The organism is Xenorhabdus szentirmaii DSM 16338, from assembly GCF_002632585.1.
GTDB lineage: Bacteria > Pseudomonadota > Gammaproteobacteria > Enterobacterales > Enterobacteriaceae > Xenorhabdus > Xenorhabdus szentirmaii.
The window spans coordinates 1-257 of the sequence record NZ_NIBV01000069.1 but is presented as its reverse complement, the minus strand read 5'-3'; the positions used below and the strand labels follow the sequence as shown (position 1 = coordinate 257).

The 257-nt window shown below is 55.3% G+C and carries 1 protein-coding gene; it reads left to right on the top strand.

Translation table 11 applies throughout. The annotated features are described in order from the left end of the window. Positions 1-257: hypothetical protein (locus Xsze_RS21685; RefSeq protein ID WP_143707631.1), on the top strand; the 257-nt coding region annotated here is incomplete at both ends.

Genomic DNA, 257 nt, shown 5'->3' with positions numbered 1-257 from the left:
CGCGCTGCGTGTGGAACTTGCTGAAACAGCACGTTTCCCGCTACACGCCAGATGTGGTTGAAAACATCTGTGGTACGCCAAAAGACGCGTTCCTGAAAGTCTGCGAATACATCGCAGAAACCAGTGCTCACGATAAAACTGCCTCGTTCCTGTATGCCCTCGGCTGGACGCAACACTCCGTTGGTGCGCAAAACATTCGTACGATGGCGATGATCCAGCTGCTGCTCGGCAATATGGGGATGGCAGGCGGCGGCGTT